Here is a 19,191-nt window from a genome sequence, read left to right as displayed (position 1 = left end):
AACAAATATTTTTTATGCTTTCCAAGACTCAGCTAACCCTCGGGAGATTTTACTTACACTTCCCGCACCTTGGGCTAGAATTAAATCACCATCTTGAATAATTTGATCTAATACATCGCCAAGTTGCTCTGTATCAGAAACTAAGATCGGATCGACTTTCCCTAGATTACGAATGGAACGGCAAAGTGCTTTACTGTCAGCTCCGACAATTGGTGTTTCGCCTGCGGCATACACGTCTAACATAATCAATGCATCCACTTGGGATAATACTTGCACGAATTCATCAAATAAATCGCGAGTGCGTGAATAACGGTGAGGTTGGAAAATCATGACAATACGTTTATCTCCCCAGCCTTCACGGGCTGCTTTGATTGTTACATCAACTTCTGTTGGGTGATGGCCATAATCATCCACTAAGCGTACTTTACCATTTGGACGAATAAATTCACCTAATTGGTCAAAACGTCTGCCCGCACCTTGGAAATCAGCAAGCGCTTCTAAAATTGCTTCATTGCCAATACCTTCTTCTTTTGCGACTGCAAGTGCTGCCGTCGCATTTAACGCATTGTGTTTACCTGGCACATTCAATAATACATTGATGCGTTCACCACTTGGGCAAACTACGGTGTAATGACCTTGGAAACCCGTTTGTTCATAATCTTCGATACGATAGTCAGCGTGTTCACTGAAACCATAAGTTAAGACTTGACGTCCAACTTGAGGAACAAGCTCCATTAATACCGTATCATCTGCACACATCACCGCTAAACCGTAGAACGGTAAGTTATGTAAGAACTTCACGTAAGTGGCTTTCATCTTCTCAAAATCACCACCGTACGTATCCATATGATCCGGTTCAATATTGGTCACCACAGAAACCATCGGCTGCAAGTGTAAGAAAGACGCATCACTTTCATCTGCTTCTGCGATTAAATAACGGCTTGCGCCTAAATGCGCATTTTTACCTGCTGATTTAACTAAACCACCATTAACGAAAGTTGGATCCAGTTTCGCTTGAGTATAAATCATCGAAATCATGGCTGTAGTTGTGGTTTTACCGTGAGTACCCGCTACTGCAATACCATGACGGAAACGCATAATTTCAGCCAACATTTGTGCTCGTTGAATCACGGGAATACGATTTTGTTTTGCGGCGATTAATTCCGGGTTATCTTCATGGATCGCGCTTGATACTACGACAACGCTCGCCCCTTGCACATTTTCGGCTTGGTGACCAATGAAAATTTTTGCGCCAGCTTGAGCAAGACGTTGAGTCACAACACTATCTGCAATATCAGAACCAGAGATATCATAACCTTCATTTAATAAAATTTCGGCAATCCCACTCATACCGGCGCCGCCGATACCAATGAAATGAATTTGTTGAACCCGACGCATCTCAGGGATAATCTTTCTAATTTCGTCCGAAATATGTTTCATATTATTTCACCTTTATTTTTAGCCGCACTTTTAGGTTGCGAGTTTATTACCACCCTCTCAACCTCTCTGTTCTTATTTCGCGTTTTCTACAATGACATCAGCTACACGTTTAGCTGCCAATGGGGCCGACATTTCTTTTGCCTTAATCGCCATCGCTAGCAAAGTTTCACGATCTGTTTTTTCTAAGAAATCGACTAACACATCCGCATTTAATTCATTTTGCTGAATAATTTTTGCTGCACCTACATCGGCAAGATATTTCGCATTTAAATATTGTTGTTGATCTTTATGCTGGAATGGTACAAAAATTGCTGGTGTCCCCACTGCTGCTAATTCACATACCGTTAAAGCTCCAGAGCGACAAATCACCACATCAGCCCAAGCATAGGCTTCTGCCATATCATCAATAAATTCTGTAATTTTGACCGAATTTGCATGTTCACCATAAAGTGCAGTCACACTTTCAACAGAACCTTTCCCCACTTGATGACGCACTTCTAGTTTATCTGCCAAACGCGCTACTACTTTTGGAATTGTTTGATTGAGTACGCGAGCCCCTTGGCTTCCCCCCACGACAAGTACTCTCAATTTTCCGCTTCTTTCTGAAAAACGTGCTTGTGGTGATGGCATTTCAAATAAATCTTGGCGAACCGGATTTCCTACCACTTCGGCATCTTTGAATGCAGTTGGAAAAGCTTGTAAAACACGCGTCGCAATTTTTGCCAACCATTCATTGGTTAAGCCTGCTACGGCATTTTGTTCATGTAAAATAACTGGCACACCGCAAAGTTTTGCAGCAATACCACCTGGACCGGACACATAACCACCCATGCCTAATACCGCATTAGGTTGATATTCTTGAATAATTTTACGAGCTTGCAATACCGCTCTTAAAATAGCAAAAGGCGCGCCAAGTAATGCTTTAATGCCTTTTCCTCGCAACCCTGAAATTTGAATAAAACGAATAGGAATGCCATGTTTGGGTACAAGCTGTGCTTCCATGCGATCTTTTGTACCTAACCAGCAAATTTCCCAACCTTCTTTTTGTAAGGTTTGAGCAACAGCGATGGCGGGGAAAACATGTCCACCCGTACCACCCGCCATAACTAATAATTTTTTACTCATAAATATCCCTAATCATCTCTCAAACGTGCTTGACCACCACGTTGTAATCTATTTTCATGGTCAATACGCAATAAAATCCCTACGGTTGCCGACATAATAATGATACTTGAACCGCCGTAACTCACTAACGGGAAAGTTAAACCTTTTGTCGGTAACATCCCTAATGCCATACCGAGATTGACAAACCCTTGGAAGAAAATCCAGAAACTAATACCCAAAGCAAAAAAACCACGGAAACGTTGTTCTAACATAAGTGACTCACGTCCAATTTTCATTGCACGAAAAATCAATAAACCTAAGAGAATCACCACCACCAAAATACCAATAAAACCAAACTCTTCACCAATAATCGCCATGATAAAGTCAGTATGCGCTTCAGGAAGATAATCAAGTTTTTGAATGGAGTTACCCAGTCCTTCCCCGCTAATTTCGCCACGACCAAAGGCCATCAAAGAGTTAGTCAGCTGGAATCCTGTTCCGTAAGGATCTTTAAACGGTTCTAAGAAACCGGTAAACCGTTTTAAACGATAAGAGGCAGAAAGGACTAACCAAATAAAGAGAAGTATGCCTGTACCAATTAGCAAAATAAATTGCCAAAAATTTGCACCAACAATAAAAAGCATACCGAAAGTGATCACAAATAGTACCACTGTACTCCCTAAGTCAGGTTGGACTAGTAAGAATACACCTAATACTCCCATCACAATGAAAGGCTTAACCGCACTGAATTTTTTACCTCGAACTTCATCATAACGACGCGTAAAATAACTCGCGAGGAAACAGGTTAAAGCTAACTTCGCAAATTCCGCAGGCTGGAAATTTAAAATCCCTAAAGAAATCCAACGTTTTGCACCATTAACAGAAGTACCGATACCGAGAACCAGTATTAATAAAACAATGGCTAATAAGAAAATTTTAGCGTGCCACTTTTCCCATTGAGAAGAAGAAATTTGGAGAGTTAAATAACAAGTCGCTAAAGAAAGTAAGACATAAACGGCATCACGTTTAGCAAAATAGAATGTATCATTAAATACGCGTGCACTGTAAGGCATTGAAGCAGAAGTTACCGCGACTAAACCAATCAACAATAGCACGACAAAAAGCCAAAACAATGCGCGATCGTAAAGTAATCCTTGCGGTGTCACTCTCGCCCATTGTTCATAATTTTGTTTAATTTTATTGATAAATTCCATTACTACCCTAATTCTTTAAGCTAATTTTGCTAAACGAGTAAACTCTTCGCCACGTTTTTCAAAAGAGGCAAACTGATCCAAACTTGCGCAAGCAGGAGATAATAACACCATATCGCCTGATTTTAAATGTGGACGTAAAAATGAAATGGCTTGTTCCATAGTTTCAAACAAATGGCTTTGACTTGAAAGTGCCGCGAGTTGTTTGCCATCACGACCAAAGCAATACGTTGAAATATGAGGTTGGTTGATTAAATCAGCGAGTTCAGAAAAATCTGCACCTTTGCCATCACCACCTAATAAAAGGTGTAACGTTCCCTCAACATATAAACCCGCTAATGCTGCAACGGTGCTACCTACATTGGTGGCTTTAGAATCATTAATCCAACGAACACCATTCGCTTGATGGGCTAATTGGAAACGATGATCTAAGCCTTTAAATTGACGAAGTGCGGTACGAATTGCCTCTAAATTTATGTCTACTGCTTGTGCTAATGCTGTTGCGGCTAAAATATTCATGTAATTATGACGACCAACTAAAGTGGCTTCATCACAAGGTAAAATGACTTCCTCTTTCGCCATTAAGTACTGTTTACCGTTTTCGGTTTTTAGCCAGTAATCCGCTTGATTTTCAGCAAAAGACACAACCTTCTTAGCTTGATTTTCACCTTCGCCAAACGTGAGTTTATCTTCTAAATTCACTACCGCTGTTTCTGCATTGTGGTAAATGCGTAATTTGGCTTGGCGATAATCCTCTAAATCCACATAGCGATCCATGTGATCTTCAGTCACATTAAGCACTGTCGCTGCAGCCGCTTTCAAACTATAAGTCGTTTCAAGTTGGAAACTGGAAAGTTCTAATACATAAAGATCGCAATCTTCATTTAATAATGACAACGCAGGAATACCAATGTTTCCCCCCATTCCCACTTTTATTCCTGCCGCTTTTGCCATTTCATAGACTAATGTTGTCACGGTGCTTTTACCATTAGAACCGGTAATCCCAATAATTGGCTTGGTGGCAGCTCGGCAGAATAATTCAATATCTCCAATCACTTCCACGCCTGCTGAAAATGCGGTCTGAATTTCTGGTGTTTTTACCGCGAGTCCTGGGCTAATGATAATAATATCGCTTTCAAGTAACCATTGTTGATTTAGACTACCTGTGTGTAAAGGAACATTTTTAGGTAATTTATCTGCGCCTGCTGGATGTTGGCGTGTATCAATTACACGAATTTTAGCTTGTTGAGATTGAAGATATTCAACGCAAGAAAGGCCTGTTTTTCCGAGGCCTATGATGGTGATAGTTTTATTTTGATATAGAGTTGTCATGTTGTTTTTCTTCTCTCGTATTCTGGGATCACGCAGGGTGCAACAAGTGCACCCTACAAAAATTATCTTAGTTTGAGCGTTACAAGCCCCATCAACACCAACATCAAGGATATAATCCAAAACCGAATAATCACTCTTGGTTCTGGCCAGCCTTTCAATTCAAAGTGGTGATGAATTGGTGCCATTCTAAAAATACGTTGTTTTCTTAATTTGTAAGAACCCACTTGCAAAATCACAGACAAGGCTTCAACAACAAATACACCGCCCATAATCACTAATAAGAATTCTTGGCGAACAAGGATGGCAACAACACCAAGTGCGCCACCAAGTGCTAGAGAACCTACATCGCCCATAAAGACTTGAGCCGGATAAGTGTTAAACCATAAGAATCCTAAGCCAGCCCCTACGATTGCAGTACAGAACACCACCACTTCAGAACTATATTTGATATAAGGAATATGTAAGTATTCTGCAAAATTAACGTTACCGGTCGCCCATGCAATCAAAGCAAATGCACCAGCGACTAACGCTGTTGGCATGATCGCAAGGCCATCTAAACCGTCAGTTAAGTTTACCGCATTGCCTGTACCTACAATTACAAAGTAAGACAACACAATATAGAATAGACCTAATTGCGGCATGATATCTTTAAAGAATGGAATCACTAAACGCGTTGCATCTGTATCATGACCTAACCAATATAACCAAATGATCGCCACTAATGCGACTACTGACATCCAGAAATATTTCCAACGCGCAATTAAACCATCGGTATTTTTACGTGTAATTTTACGGAAATCATCTACAAAGCCAATTGCACCGTAGCCAAACAACACAAATAAGCAAATCCAAACATAAGGATTCATTAAGTTAGCCCATAATAACGTACTCACACCGATGGAGAATAAAATCATCACACCGCCCATGGTTGGCGTACCTTTTTTCGCAAAGTGACTTTCAGGGCCATCATTACGCACTTCTTGCCCAAATTTTAAAATTTGAAGGCGTTTGATCACTTTCGGACCAATCCATAAAGAAATGAAAAGTGCGGTCAATAATGCCAAAATCGCACGTACGGTAATATAGGAAATGGCATTGAATGCCGTTTCATAGCGAACTAAGTATTCAGCAAGCCAAACTAACATAAGCTATCCTTTAATGAATAAATCGTCTCTTCCATTTTCATTGAGCGCGAGCCTTTCGCTAATACGACGACTTTTTGGTTTTCTTGTAATTTCTGTTTAATAATATCTAACGCATAAGCTGTCAATTCAGCTTTATCTGTAAAATGTTTTCCCAAAACAGCTTCAGAAATGACCGCACTTTCTATTCCATAAGAAAGCACTAAATCTAATTTCGCTTGTTTGGCGTGCTCACCCACTTGTTGATGGCATTTTAGGCTATCCTCGCCTAATTCTTTCATATCGCCCACGAGTAGAATGCGGAAAGCATCATAACCTTTTAAAACATCAATCGCAGCTTGTAAAGAATCGACATTCGCATTGTAAGTATCATCTAATAAAAGTAGATTTTCATTCACTTGAATCGGGAATAATCTCCCTTTTACTTGAGAACGATGTTCAAGACCTGCTTTTACATCAGCAAGACTCGCGCCCACATTCATAGCAAGTGCGGTCGCTGCCAAAGCATTTTTTACATTATGCTCACCTAAATAAGGCAAATTAATTTCAATACTACCTTTTGGTGAAACTAACGTAAAGGTTGAGCCATTAGGTGAATGTTTTACATTTTCAGCTTTGTAATCGCCACCATTAAAATATTGAATAGCATGCAAACCAATTTCTTTTTGCCACAATTCAATATAATTATGTTCGCAATTAATAATCGCCACACCATTTGGGGTCAAACCACGATAGATTTCACCTTTCGCACGAGCAACACCTTCAATTGAACCAAAACCTTCTAAATGTGCAGCTGCAACATTATTCACTAATGTGGCTTCAGGCTGTGCAAGATGCGTGGTGTAATCAATTTCACCTAGATGATTGGCACCTAACTCAATAACAGCAAATTTATGCTGCTCAGTTAAGCGTAATAACGTTAATGGTACGCCAATGTCGTTGTTGAAATTACCATTAGTGAACAGCACTGCTTCTGCATTACCTGCCGTTTGTTGCAAAATGGATGCGGTCATCTCTTTCACTGTAGTTTTACCTGATGAACCCGTCATTGCCACGGTACGAGGATTAATTTTTTCACGTAACCATTTTGCTAATTGACCAAGTGCTAAACGCGTATCTGCAACAACTAATTGCGGCGTTGCTATTTCAGTATTGGCTTGTTGCACAACTAAGGCTATAGCACCTTGCCCAACGGCTTTATCTAAGTATTGATGGGCATCAAAATGCTCACCTTTTAACGCAAAAAAAAGCGAATTAGATACCGCTTTGCGCGTATCAGTATTGATATTTTCAACAACGGCTTGCCCATCACCAATAAGTTTGGCATTTAAAATTTGGGCAAGCTGTTGGGTAGTAATTTTAATCATTCTGTTTTTTATTTTTTCGTTAAATAGGCTTCTGCCACTTCTTGATCGGAGAAATGAAGTGTCTTATCACCAATGATCTGATAGTTTTCATGGCCTTTACCGGCAATCACAATCACATCGTTTTCAACGGCATTTTCAATCGTAAATCTGATGGCCTCTTCGCGATCTGGAATGACACCAACATCTTCCATTCGACTAAAACCCGTAAGGATATCTGCTTCAATTTTATTTGGATCTTCTGTGCGCGGATTATCTTGGGTTACGATCACTAAATCAGCAAATTGCTCAGCAGCTTTTGCCATCAGTGGACGTTTACCCGCATCACGATCACCGCCGCAGCCAAAGATACACCAAAGTTTACCTTTGCAATGCTCACGAGCAGCATTCAATGCTTTTTCTAACGCATCTGGAGTATGCGCATAATCAACGATAACCGTTGGTTTTTCTGCTTTTTTAATAAGTTCCATTCTTCCATTTACTCCTTTTAGTTGTGAAACAGTACGGATAAGATCATCGAAAGAATAACCTAAAGCCAATAAAACAGCCGTGGCTAACAACAGATTACTCACGTTAAAAGCGCCAATTAATGGGCTATGTAATGTGCCATTCCCCCAACTCGATGCAAAATCAATGATTGCTCCTTCATGAGTAAAACGAATTTGCGTAGCATAAAGCCATTGTTTAGATGTTGGATAGAAATTGGGGTGACAGCTGACTGCAATACCATTTGGTAATTCATTTAACCATGTGGACCCAATTGGATCATCAGCATTAAGAATTTGTAATTCAGATGCTAAATCAACGAAAAAACGTTTTTTAGCTTCCGCATACTTTTCCATTGTTTCGTGATAATCCAAATGATCGCGGCTTAAATTGGTAAAAATAGCAGCTTTAAACTTGAGCGCTTCAACACGATATTGAGCTAAACCATGTGAAGACACTTCGATAGATGCAAAATCTGCGTCTTTCTCTACAAAATCAGCCAGACTTTCTTGAACTTCCACAGCTGAACCAGTGGTATTTTTAGCTTCTTTGACTTGACCTAATAAACCATTGCCAATAGTGCCCATGACAGCTGCTTTATGACCTAACAGCGTAGCCCATTGAGCTAATAATTGAGAAACGGTGGTTTTACCGTTTGTTCCCGTGACGCCGACTAAAGTCAATTTTTCGGAAGGATTGCCATAAAATTGACCTGCCAATGCCGAAAGCTGAGCAGATAAATGATAGTAGCGAATCACTGGCACATTATTTTGCCATTGGATGCTCAAATGCTCGTTTTCTAAATCAGTTTCTAAAATAACCGCACTTGCACCAGAAGAAATGGCTTGAGGCACAAATTGAATCGCATCAAAACGATGTCCCTTTACTGCCACAAACAAATCACCCTGGGTCACTTTGCGGCTATCTAACACCATCGCCTTCACATTTATGTCTGAAAGCACCGGAAGATCAAAAAGTGCGGTCAATTTTTTCATTGTTTTGCCTTTTCTTAATTCATTTTTTCAAATTTTTGATCGCTTAAGCGAACAGTGCGTCTTGCTGTTTTTTCTGTTGGTTCTGCATCTGGTGCAATACCGTTAGCACGCAAGGTATAGCCCATAATGCTAGAAAATACGGGGGCAGATACCGCACCACCATAGTACTGTCCTGCTTTCGGATCGTTAATCAAAATAACTAATGCATAACGAGGATCGCTAATGGGTGCGATACCCGCTGTAAATGCCACATATTTATTGACATAGTGACCATTTTCAATTTTACGCGCAGTACCTGTTTTCACACCAACACGATAACCTTCAACCATCGCACGTTTATTTTTAATTGCCACTTTCTCTAACATGCCCACTATATCTTTCGTAATTTTTTCAGAGAATACACGTTGCCCAATGACTGGTGGATCGACTTTCGTGATAGAAAGTGGACGATAAATGCCGAAGCTACCTAAAGTGGCATAGGCGCGCGCAATTTGTAATGGTGTTGAAGTGATACCATAACCATAAGCTACCGTTGCTCGCTCGATATCCGCCCAACGTTTACGGTTTGCATTTAACACACCACGTTGTTCACCAATTAAGCCTAACTCTGTATCTTTACCCAAGCCTGCATTTTGATACGTTTCCATTAATGCTGAAGGTGGCATACGTAACGCAAGACGGCTTACACCACGGTTACTGGAGTTAATCAAAATTTCATCTAAGGTTTGTTGTGGGCGGGGTGCCACGTCCACAATTTCTTTACCACTTACGGTAAATGAACCGGTATTAATTACTTCGTCACGTCTCGCTGCGCCACGTTGAAGTGCGGTCAAAACAACGAAAGGTTTTACGGTTGACCCCGGTTCAAATGTATCGGTAATTGCACGGTTACGTTTTAATTCATCTTTTACATTGGCTAAGTTATTTGGATTGTAAGAAGGTGCAGTAGCCATAGCTAGCACTTCTCCCGTACGTACATCAACTAAAACGGCTGTACCAGACTCTGCATTGTTCTCTGTTACCGCTTTTTTAATTTCTCGATACACCATTGATTGTAACTTTTCATCAATACTTAAAGTGACATCTTGTGCATCGTATTTTTTCTCATCAGCAATATGTTCAACCACGTTACCGCGTTTATCTTTACGAACAACACGAGCCCCATCTTTCCCGACTAACATTGAATTGAAACTTGCCTCAACGCCTTCAATCCCTTTACCATCAATATTGGTAAAGCCGATTAATTGCGCCGCCTCTTCTACACGAGGATAAAAACGACGAGGTTCAGTCTCTAGTGAAATACCTTTAATTTTGAGATCACGAATATAATTTGCTTTACTCGCTTCTACTTGACGCGCTAAATACAAGAAGCCTGATTTTGCATTTTTCTCAATTTTTTTCACCAACTCTGCTGGAGTCATATTTAATTCGTTAGCAAGGGCTTTGATACGTTCTTTATCCTCTAATGCATTTTCTTTTAGCATTAAACGCGGTTCAGCCACGATTGCGCTCATCGGCACACTCACCGATAACAATTGACCATTACGATCTAAAATTGAACCACGCACAGAAAGCACATCATCTTTACGTAATGAACGTTTATCCGCTTCGCCAGAAAGAATATCTGAATTAACCGATTGCACATAAGCAGCTCGAGCCACTAATGCGCCTAAACCTAAGAAAATAAAACTCGTTGCGATGAGATAACGACCTCGAAGAAAGCATTTATCAAACACCATCTTAGGTTTGTTTGGCTTTACTGATGCCGGTTGAGCCAGTTTTCTAATTGTTTTTTTGGGCTTTCCTGGTTTCTTAGAGGAATTAAATCTAACCATTTTATTTAAAATCCCTATTCAAAAATAACCACTTCTTGTTCACTTTGAACTCGTTGCATTTTTAATGTACCACTTGCAATGGATTCAACTCTTGTGTTATCACTTTCTGTTGCTTCTTGTAATTGCAAATTACGATATTCGTTTTCAAGGGCTTGATGTTGTAATACCAACTGCCCGTTTTCAGAAATCAAGCCTCGTGTTTGATGGGTCATCCAAATCGTGCCCATTGCAGAAGCTAAAATTAGTAAAAGTAGGACGACAATTAATTTATTAGAAGAAAAAATATCTTCAACGAGAATATGTTGTAAAGGATAACGTTCGCTATTTTCTAACATCTTATTTCACCCTTTCCGCAATACGTAAAACCGCACTTCTTGAGCGTGGATTTGCCGAAATTTCTGCCTCACTAGGCTGAATAGCTTTACCAATGATTTTTAACTTTTGATTACGTTGAATTTGATCTTCACGTAGAGGTAAACCTCTCGGGATATCCTCACCTTTGCTCTGTTTACGCATAAAATGTTTTACCATTCTGTCTTCAAGTGAATGGAAACTGATAATCGATAAACGCCCTTCTGGAGCTAACATATCTAATGCAGAATTTAATATACTTTCTAATTCATCTAATTCAGCATTAATATAAATTCGAATGGCTTGGAAACTACGCGTCGCAGGATGCTTATGTTTATCTTTAAACGGTACAGATTGAGCAATTAACTCCGCTAGCTGAGAAGTACGATTTAAACATTTAGTGCCATTTTTAACCGCACTTTTATTAAATTCTACGATAGCTGTAGCGATTCGTTTTGCAAAACGCTCTTCACCAAAGGTTTTTAGCACCCACGTTAAATCATCAACAGATACTTGCTTTAGCCACTCCGCAGCAGATAAACCTTGTGTTGTATCCATTCGCATGTCTAGAGGACCATCTTTCATAAAACTAAAACCACGCTCTGCTTCGTCAAGCTGTGGGGATGACACCCCTAAATCCAACAAAATACCGTTAATCTTACCCACTAAATCAAGTTCTTGACATATTTCTGGAATATGTGAAAAGCTATTATGTTCAATATGAAAACGAGAGTCTTGAATTCTTTTAGCTTCGGCAATAGCTAAAGGGTCGCGATCTACCGCAATTAAACGACCATTTTCAGAAAGTTGAGATAAGATAAGCCGAGAATGTCCTCCTCGTCCAAAGGTACCATCGATATAAATTCCATTTTCCTTCAATGCTAAACCATTCACCGCCTCATGAAGTAAAACTGTGGTATGCTCTAGTGTAGAAAATAAATTTTGCGTAGTCATAAGTAAAAGTTACACGTTAAATCAAATTGACAAAGAAAAGATAAGGCGGTGAAAGCACCGCTTATCCCGCTAGTGCTGCTGTTCTATAATGACAGCCTTTTTAATTCTTCAGAAGCACCAAATTCAGCACTTGAGCCAATTTCAATATCTTCATTAATTTGTGCGTACCATTCTGTATCGCTCCAAATCTCAAATTTATTCAACTGCCCAACCAACATTAAACCTTTTTCTAATTTTGCATGTTGGCGTAGCGGACCACTCAATAAAATACGCCCTTGCGCATCCATTTCACATTCTGTGGCATAGCCTAAAATAACACGTTGTAATCGGCGTTGATTTGGATCAAAGTTGGAAAGTGAAAGCAATCTCTGTTCTATTTTTTCCCATTCATCTAAAGGATAAAGTAATAAACAAGGCTGACGAATATCTACGGTACAAACCATTTGTCCTTTATTCTTTTCCATGATTTCAGCTCGGTAACGCGTAGGAATCGCTATACGTCCCTTCGTATCTAAATTTACTGCTGCTGCACCACGAAACATTTTTCAACCTTTAAACGTTTATTTTAAATAAATGACAGTTTTTTCCACAAAATTCCACTTTTTACCACTCTAGCGTAAGTCTATCGGTTGTAGCTTTGAGTTGCAAGCAATTAAAACATAAAACCGAGTAAATTTTAGCAACAAAACAAAAACCGCTTGAGGATATCCTCAAACGGTTTTTCAATCTTAAACTCAATTTAACTAGTTATTTATATAAGCTTCTTCATCACGCTCACCTAATGGTTTAAGCTGTGTGAAGAATAATACTAAACAAAGCACAGTTAAACCTAATCCGATATAAACAGATAATTGATAGTCTAAACCGAAGCCAATTTTGTTGTATGCAAGGTAAGTGAAACATACTGCACTGATAAATGTCGCAGGGATTGTACATACCCAGTGGAATTTATTATAGCGATATAAGTATGCTGCTGCAGTCCATAACATAACCATCGCCGTGGTTTGGTTTGCCCAAGTGAAGTAACGCCATAAGATAGAGAAATCCACTTTTGATACAATAAAGCCAAGTGTAAATAATGGCACAGCAATAATTAAACGTTTGGCTAAAGTTTTTTGTTCTAAATTGAAGAATTCTGCAATAACAAGACGCGCTGCACGGAATGCTGTATCCCCTGATGTAATTGGAAGAACAACCACACCTAACACTGCAAAAATGCCACCAATCAAGCCCAAGAAATGAATTGAAGAGTCATAAACGACCTTAGATGGAGAACCTGCTTTAATCGCTTCCAATAAGCCTGGTAAAGAATCATAAAAACTCAAACCAACCGCACACCATACTAATGCAATTACACCTTCGCCGATCATCGCACCGTAGAAAATAAAACGTGCTTCTTTTTCGTTTTCAGTACAACGAGCCATTAATGGGCTTTGTGTTGCATGGAAACCAGATAATGCGCCACAAGAGATTGTTAAGAACAAGAGTGGCCATAATGGTAAATCTCCACGGGTTTCAAAGTTTTGGAAGAATTTCTCAAAAGACATACCGTCCACAGAACGATAGAAAGAAATTGGATCTGCTGAACTAAGATCTGCACTGACTAAACCATATACCATACCAACAGACATAAAGAGCAATAATGCACCAAAGAACGGGTAGATACGACCAATAATTTTATCAACAGGAAGTAATGTCGCAAGAATATAGTAAATGAAGATGATAGCAGTCCAAACACTGATAACCGTTGTTTTATCCATTCCCCAAACAGTAATACCACCCGCTTCAACCGCATGATGAATCTCTTCTGCATTGCTGATAGAAAGTCCTCCCGCAGAAGCACCTAATACATCCATTGTAATCGTACCCATTAATTGAGCTGGACTTGCTACAAATACCACTCCCACTAATAATAAAAGTACAACAGCTAAGATGTTAATAAATGCTTTAACCGGACGACCTAAGTATTTACCTGCGAGGTTAGGCATAGATGCCCCGCCATTACGCACACTTAACATTCCACAGAAATAATCATGTACCGCACCAGCAAAGATACAACCCACTACAATCCAAAGCATCGCAACCGGTCCATATAATGCACCAAGAATCGGGCCAAAGATTGGTCCTGTCCCCGCAATGTTTAATAATTGGATTAACCAAATTTTAGTTTTAGACATTGGCATATAGTCAACGCCATCATTCATGGTATAAGCAGGCGTTTGACGATTTGGATTGATCACAAAAATGCGCTCAATCACTCGACTATAAAAGAAATAACCTGCAAGCAATAATGCCACGCAGAAGAAAAACCACAACATAAAATACTCCTCAGGAATAAACGAATTCCAGACTCTAACTATTATGGTAGAGTCCGTCTATAGCATTCTAAGTGAAAATCATCAAAATCAAAATTTTAATTTTTGCATTGTTTCAATTTTGTGATCCATGTCACGTTTATCATTACATTTTTTTCACTTACAATATGTTTATAAATTAAAATAATTAAAAAAGGATCATCAATGGCTCTTACTCGCTGCCCTGAATGTCGTAAAAAAATCAGCGAATCCGCTCAATTTTGTCCAAATTGTGGTTTTTCTTTTAAAGAAGAAGATCTTGAAATTTACAAACAAAAACTCGAAGAGCGACGCCAACATAATGCCGAAATTAATCGAAAAAGTACTAAACTTCACCTTATTTGGTTCGCTATTTTCACCATCGTTATTTTGCTCGCAAGTTGGGTGACAGGAGAATAAAAAGTGCGGTCAAAAAATAATGAAAATTTTGACCGCACTTTAATTAGAACCCTATCCGCCTTGTCGCTGCAGAAAACGCTGGTTTCACTTCACATTCACCTTGTAATGCGCTCAGCCAATCTTGCACCTTTTGAAAAGGCGAAAATTGGTGGCGGCGAGCTACTGCGGCAAAATCTCCAGGCGTCAGCAGATTAAGCGATTCAATCTGACTTAAATCCTCTTCCGATAACAACGGCAACCCTAAAATTTCCGCTTGTTGTTTAGCAAAATCTAAACGTTGTGGCAGCATTAAATAATCAAACTTCAGTTTCAAATCAAAACGGCGTAAGGCTGCAGGATCGAGCACTTCAATTAAATTTGTTGATACCACCATCAACCCCTCAAAGCGTTCAATTTGTGTCAGCATTTCATTCACTTGTGAACGTTCCCAGCTACGTTCTGCACCATCGCGTGAAAACAGGAACGTATCTACTTCGTCCAACACTAACAAACAATTATCACACTTTGCTGATTCAAATGCCTCACTAATGTTTCGTTCCGTTCCACCTACATAAGGATCGAGTAAATCAGAGCCTTTGCAAAGTAACAACGGCATATCCAACTCTTCAGCAAGCCACACAGCCCAAGCTGTTTTTCCTGTTCCGGGTGGTCCATAGCAACAAATTCTGCCTTTCTTAGTTCGCATTAATCCTTCACTGATTTTGTGAATATTTTCATTGCAGGAAACCCACTCTAGCTGATAACTCAGTTTACTTTCCACCAACGGCTCAATTTTCTTTTTGCCTTGTGCCTGTAAGGCTTCATTAAATAGCGTAAGCAAGACCTCAGAAAAAGCTTTTTTGCCGTTATCAACCGCATTTGCTACATTGAACACGCGCGTTAAAATCGCCGGCGAAAGCGACCGCACTTTGGCAAAATGCTGCACATATTCTGCCGTTAATTTACCTCCTGACAGCTGTGAAATTAACGCCGATTTATTTTTCAGCGGTAAATCCGGCATTTCAAACACAAAATCAAAGCGACGCAAAAAAGCCGCATCTATGCTGTGTACCGAATTGGATAACCAAATCATCGGCACGTTATTATTCTCCAACAACTGATTTGTCCACGCTTTATTTTTTTGTGCAACAGAACGCTCCATAAACGAGCCGTTAAACACATCTTCAATTTCATCAAAAATTAAAAGCGCTTGCTTGCTGTTCAATAACGTTTGAGCAAGGCGACTGTAGTTCAGGCGTTGCTCTGCCTTCACAACATCTCCGTCAGAATCCATGTAAGTAATGTTATACGCCGAAATCCCTAATGCCTGTGCAAGCAATCCGGCAAATTCGGTTTTACCGGTGCCGGGCACGCCATAAATTAAAAGATTCACGCCTTTCCGATGATGTTTTATTGCCTGTTGTAAATAGGTCAACATCATCTCTTTCATGCCGGCAATATGGGCAAAATCATCCAGTTCCAAACTTGGCACTTGAGCGACTTCCGTACAAGATTTTAATAGGACGTTTTCGTTTAATGGTTGTGTCACAAATTCATCAAAATCTAAGGTTTCTCCCCAATCTAAATAATCATGCACACTATCGGGGCGATAATCGCGATCAATCAGACCATAAGCATCGAGTTTACTGCCTTTCTTTAAGGCGGATAGAATCTGATTTTTCGGCTGCTTCAGTAAATCCGCCATGATCGCAGCCGTTCTTTGCAAATCCGATTTCGGCAAGTAGCCAAACAAATCTCGCATAGGCCCTTCACTGCGTAAATGCATGGCAAAGCGAAGAAGTTCCTGTTCAACGGGATTCAGCTGCAAAAATTCTGCCAACGTTGCCAAATTTTCATACGCCTGTTTCCATAACTCCGGTAAAAGTGCGGTGGATTTTTGAAGTGTTTTATACCGCTCTTTTAAAAGCCGACGAGCAACCGTGCGTAGATTTTTATCATTCTCTAATTCTTCAGGCAGTCCAAACGCACTGGCAATTTCATCACTTCGCCAACTACTCTCCCGAAACACTTCGGAAAAACCTTTATGCTCAAATAAAACTTTAAGCATCATATTTTCAGTATAAGAAGACACTGTCGGTGGGTTTAATTTATATTCGGACATAAAAAAATACTCCTTACTGGGTTAGTAAGAAGTATTTTAGTGAGGGGTGCGACAAAAGGTGTCGTTAGGAATTCAAAGACTACTTTTTATCTAAAAAACCTAATCCTAAAATGTCTATTGGTTTAACTTCCCATTCATTAAAATCTATTCCCCAACGAGATTCCATAAATTCAAGCATTTTGATGCCACGTTCTAAAATAACACTAGCATTCCACTCATTATAATTTGAAATTTCTATTTCACTATATGATCCATTAAAGAAGCCAACCCTATTACCATCTTTATCCTCATGATTTTTCTTAAAATCAAAGTCTTTGTTTTGTAATTCAGAATTTTTAGAACGACTAAGAAGTACTAAGTTACCTAAACTATGCAGTAAGATAGATCTTTCATTCTGTTTTTTTACATATTTTAGAATATGCTCCTTCCAATATTTATCATTTGCAGTTTGTGGATATACATGCTCTATTGTTTCATCTTTATTTCGTTTCTCAAAATCATTCCACGAAATTTTTTCTTTTCCTCTTGCTTTTTGTTGAAGCTCTAGTTCATATTCATAAAGGAAGTACCGTAAACCATTCCAACTATAGAATCCCTCCTCTTTTCTTTTTTTATCATCTAAGTAGCTAATAAATTTACCAATATCTAACCAGCCATCATAGTAATAATCATCCCCTTCGCCTCCATCCCCATCAATTAAATAAGAAATATCTTTAATAATTTCCTGTATAGTTTTTTTATTATTATGAAACTCATTTGCATAACGATAAATTACTGAGTTTTGAACATCTGAGCGTCTTTGAGAGACCATAAAGATCAGGAAAATAAATCTTTCTACAACCTTTAACATTGAAAGAAATTCTTTCTCTATACATTTATATTCTGTATATTTATTCATTACAGCAATAAGTAATGGAGTAAATGATCTCATTTTTAATCTATTTAGTTTATATAACCATTCTTTTATAGGATTACTAAGTGAAGAACATTCAGGATTATGTAAATAGAACCAACTTTTTACTGAAACCTGTAAATTTTTTATGTAGCCTTTTATATCATTAAGACTAACTTTATCTTTTAATACATTATATGATATAAAATAATCATTTAATAAGAATTTTGCATAAGATGAAGATTCTTTACGATTATAAGTAAAATACATAATCCAATGATCTCTAAGAAATTCATCATCATTTAAAACCTTATCTTTATTCTTACCAAGATATTCATAAATTGTTTTCCATGATTCATTAATATCTCTTCTTAATCTATTTCCCTCCATTTCATCATCAAATAAAGTAGTTAAATAGACTAATCTATTTTTTAGTAGCTCTAAAGTTGACAATTTTTTACCACGATTATTCATTGTTTCAAATGTGACATGTACATTTAACTCATCATCAATCTCATAAAGATTAAATTTAAATGAAGAAATTAACTTCTTAAAAATATTTTCAATTTCATCACAATCTAATTTAGATAACTTCTTCTCAAAAAATTTCTTAGCATTATCTAAATTCATTGTATACAAAGTACTTTCTGGAACCTTATCTGAACTTGATGATTCTTGCTGTAAAATCCTTGTCTTAAAGAATTCATCACTTGGATTATCTTTCTCATATCCAAAAATGTATGACTTATAATCACCCTTATAGCTTTCATAAAGGAATTTTTTAGTCCAATACTCTTTAGTATTAAAAAAAATATCACCATCTACAGTATTTAAAATCTCATTAATCAAAATAATCGACGTAGTCAAACGTTGCTGGCCATCAATTAAATAATAAGCATTAAAACCTTTCTCAAAGAGCCATAAATCATCTTTCCAATTTTCAGTTGGTTCAATATTATTTTTACAAATGGGTTCAATAGTTAATAAACCAGTATAATGAGACTTTCTGTCCTTTAAATTTTCTAGATCAGACCAGAAATCCTCAAGCTGAACATCACCCCAAGAATAACCTCGTTGAAAATCAGGTATTCTAAAAAATTTTGTATGAAATAATTCATTGAGAGAGCACAATTTTGCTTCTGCCATTTTTATTCTCCATAGTGATATAAAAAATAATAATTTTAAACATCTTTCTAAAAAGATGATAAATCGTAACAACTATTAAACAAAT

15 protein-coding genes are annotated in these 19,191 nt (G+C 38.4%); 1 reads left to right on the top strand and 14 read right to left on the bottom strand.

All coding sequences use genetic code 11. The features are described from left to right. Positions 1-12: 12 nt before the first annotated feature. From murC to EL215_RS05920, 12 genes are all read right to left on the bottom strand, one after another. Positions 13-1,440: a UDP-N-acetylmuramate--L-alanine ligase gene (murC, locus tag EL215_RS05975; RefSeq protein WP_126470858.1), complete on the bottom strand. Its 1,428-nt coding sequence runs from the start codon at positions 1,438-1,440 to the stop codon at positions 13-15. Positions 1,441-1,512: 72 nt separating this feature from the next. Continuing rightward, the gene (gene murG / locus EL215_RS05970) at positions 1,513-2,565 is read right to left on the bottom strand and encodes an undecaprenyldiphospho-muramoylpentapeptide beta-N-acetylglucosaminyltransferase (RefSeq protein WP_126470857.1); all 1,053 of its coding nucleotides are present in this window, start codon (positions 2,563-2,565) and stop codon (positions 1,513-1,515) included. An 8-nt stretch (positions 2,566-2,573) separates the two neighbouring features. After that, positions 2,574-3,758: a putative lipid II flippase FtsW gene (ftsW, locus tag EL215_RS05965; RefSeq protein WP_126470855.1), complete on the bottom strand. Its 1,185-nt coding sequence runs from the start codon at positions 3,756-3,758 to the stop codon at positions 2,574-2,576. A gap of 15 nt (positions 3,759-3,773) precedes the next feature. Next, positions 3,774-5,087 carry a UDP-N-acetylmuramoyl-L-alanine--D-glutamate ligase gene (gene murD, locus EL215_RS05960; protein ID WP_126470853.1) on the bottom strand — a complete coding sequence of 438 codons (1,314 nt, stop codon included), beginning with the start codon at positions 5,085-5,087 and terminating at the stop codon, positions 3,774-3,776. Positions 5,088-5,149: 62 nt separating this feature from the next. Further along, the gene (gene mraY, locus EL215_RS05955) at positions 5,150-6,232 is read right to left on the bottom strand and encodes a phospho-N-acetylmuramoyl-pentapeptide-transferase (RefSeq protein ID WP_049364429.1); all 1,083 of its coding nucleotides are present in this window, start codon (positions 6,230-6,232) and stop codon (positions 5,150-5,152) included. Then, complete coding sequence (murF, locus tag EL215_RS05950) at positions 6,226-7,596, bottom strand: UDP-N-acetylmuramoyl-tripeptide--D-alanyl-D-alanine ligase (protein WP_126470851.1); 1,371 nt, start codon at positions 7,594-7,596, stop codon at positions 6,226-6,228. Before murF ends, mraY begins: the two co-directional genes overlap by 7 nt. A gap of 8 nt (positions 7,597-7,604) precedes the next feature. Further along, the gene (gene murE / locus EL215_RS05945) at positions 7,605-9,074 is read right to left on the bottom strand and encodes a UDP-N-acetylmuramoyl-L-alanyl-D-glutamate--2,6-diaminopimelate ligase (protein ID WP_126470849.1); all 1,470 of its coding nucleotides are present in this window, start codon (positions 9,072-9,074) and stop codon (positions 7,605-7,607) included. Positions 9,075-9,088: 14 nt separating this feature from the next. After that, positions 9,089-10,909, bottom strand: a complete 1,821-nt coding sequence (locus EL215_RS05940) for a penicillin-binding transpeptidase domain-containing protein (protein WP_049356594.1) — start codon at positions 10,907-10,909, stop codon at positions 9,089-9,091. 14 nt (positions 10,910-10,923) lie between these two features. Next, positions 10,924-11,244, bottom strand: a complete 321-nt coding sequence (gene ftsL / locus EL215_RS05935; RefSeq protein ID WP_049356592.1) for a cell division protein FtsL — start codon at positions 11,242-11,244, stop codon at positions 10,924-10,926. Between the two features lies 1 nt (position 11,245). Beyond that, the gene (gene rsmH, locus EL215_RS05930) at positions 11,246-12,214 is read right to left on the bottom strand and encodes a 16S rRNA (cytosine(1402)-N(4))-methyltransferase RsmH (protein WP_126470847.1); all 969 of its coding nucleotides are present in this window, start codon (positions 12,212-12,214) and stop codon (positions 11,246-11,248) included. An 83-nt stretch (positions 12,215-12,297) separates the two neighbouring features. Then, positions 12,298-12,756 carry a division/cell wall cluster transcriptional repressor MraZ gene (gene mraZ / locus EL215_RS05925; protein ID WP_049356585.1) on the bottom strand — a complete coding sequence of 153 codons (459 nt, stop codon included), beginning with the start codon at positions 12,754-12,756 and terminating at the stop codon, positions 12,298-12,300. A 201-nt stretch (positions 12,757-12,957) separates the two neighbouring features. Further along, entirely contained in the window at positions 12,958-14,532 is a 1,575-nt protein-coding gene (locus tag EL215_RS05920) for a carbon starvation CstA family protein (RefSeq protein WP_049356583.1), read from the bottom strand. A gap of 201 nt (positions 14,533-14,733) precedes the next feature. On the opposite strand from EL215_RS05920, the gene EL215_RS05915 reads away from it, so the two are divergent. Further along, positions 14,734-14,967 (top strand): zinc ribbon domain-containing protein, encoded by a 234-nt coding sequence (locus EL215_RS05915; RefSeq protein ID WP_126470845.1) that lies wholly within the window; start codon positions 14,734-14,736, stop codon positions 14,965-14,967. Between the two features lie 43 nt (positions 14,968-15,010). Here the strand turns inward: EL215_RS05915 and EL215_RS05910 are convergent, their stop codons facing one another. Then, positions 15,011-17,068 (bottom strand): AAA family ATPase, encoded by a 2,058-nt coding sequence (locus tag EL215_RS05910; RefSeq protein ID WP_126470843.1) that lies wholly within the window; start codon positions 17,066-17,068, stop codon positions 15,011-15,013. Between the two features lie 79 nt (positions 17,069-17,147). Further along, positions 17,148-19,106 (bottom strand): DUF262 domain-containing protein, encoded by a 1,959-nt coding sequence (locus EL215_RS05905; RefSeq protein WP_126470841.1) that lies wholly within the window; start codon positions 19,104-19,106, stop codon positions 17,148-17,150. Positions 19,107-19,191 lie beyond the last annotated feature (85 nt).

The sequence above is a fragment of the Haemophilus parainfluenzae genome (assembly GCF_900638025.1).
Taxonomy (GTDB): domain Bacteria; phylum Pseudomonadota; class Gammaproteobacteria; order Enterobacterales; family Pasteurellaceae; genus Haemophilus_D; species Haemophilus_D parainfluenzae_J.
Note: the sequence above shows the minus strand (reverse complement) of the source record. Positions and strands in the feature narration are given on the sequence as shown.

Excerpts from the sequence above, each read along its gene's own strand:
- murD (WP_126470853.1), bottom strand. The coding sequence starts at position 5,087 with ATGACAACTCTATATCAAAATAAAACTATCACCATCATAGGCCTCGGA.
- EL215_RS05940 (WP_049356594.1), bottom strand. The coding sequence starts at position 10,909 with ATGGTTAGATTTAATTCCTCTAAGAAACCAGGAAAGCCCAAAAAAACA.
- murC (WP_126470858.1), bottom strand. The coding sequence starts at position 1,440 with ATGAAACATATTTCGGACGAAATTAGAAAGATTATCCCTGAGATGCGT.
- murF (WP_126470851.1), bottom strand. The coding sequence starts at position 7,596 with ATGATTAAAATTACTACCCAACAGCTTGCCCAAATTTTAAATGCCAAA.
- EL215_RS05910 (WP_126470843.1), bottom strand. The coding sequence starts at position 17,068 with ATGTCCGAATATAAATTAAACCCACCGACAGTGTCTTCTTATACTGAA.
- EL215_RS05915 (WP_126470845.1), top strand. The coding sequence starts at position 14,734 with ATGGCTCTTACTCGCTGCCCTGAATGTCGTAAAAAAATCAGCGAATCC.
- ftsW (WP_126470855.1), bottom strand. The coding sequence starts at position 3,758 with ATGGAATTTATCAATAAAATTAAACAAAATTATGAACAATGGGCGAGA.
- ftsL (WP_049356592.1), bottom strand. The coding sequence starts at position 11,244 with ATGTTAGAAAATAGCGAACGTTATCCTTTACAACATATTCTCGTTGAA.
- rsmH (WP_126470847.1), bottom strand. The coding sequence starts at position 12,214 with ATGACTACGCAAAATTTATTTTCTACACTAGAGCATACCACAGTTTTA.
- murE (WP_126470849.1), bottom strand. The coding sequence starts at position 9,074 with ATGAAAAAATTGACCGCACTTTTTGATCTTCCGGTGCTTTCAGACATA.
- EL215_RS05920 (WP_049356583.1), bottom strand. The coding sequence starts at position 14,532 with ATGTTGTGGTTTTTCTTCTGCGTGGCATTATTGCTTGCAGGTTATTTC.
- mraZ (WP_049356585.1), bottom strand. The coding sequence starts at position 12,756 with ATGTTTCGTGGTGCAGCAGCAGTAAATTTAGATACGAAGGGACGTATA.
- mraY (WP_049364429.1), bottom strand. The coding sequence starts at position 6,232 with ATGTTAGTTTGGCTTGCTGAATACTTAGTTCGCTATGAAACGGCATTC.
- murG (WP_126470857.1), bottom strand. The coding sequence starts at position 2,565 with ATGAGTAAAAAATTATTAGTTATGGCGGGTGGTACGGGTGGACATGTT.
- EL215_RS05905 (WP_126470841.1), bottom strand. The coding sequence starts at position 19,106 with ATGGCAGAAGCAAAATTGTGCTCTCTCAATGAATTATTTCATACAAAA.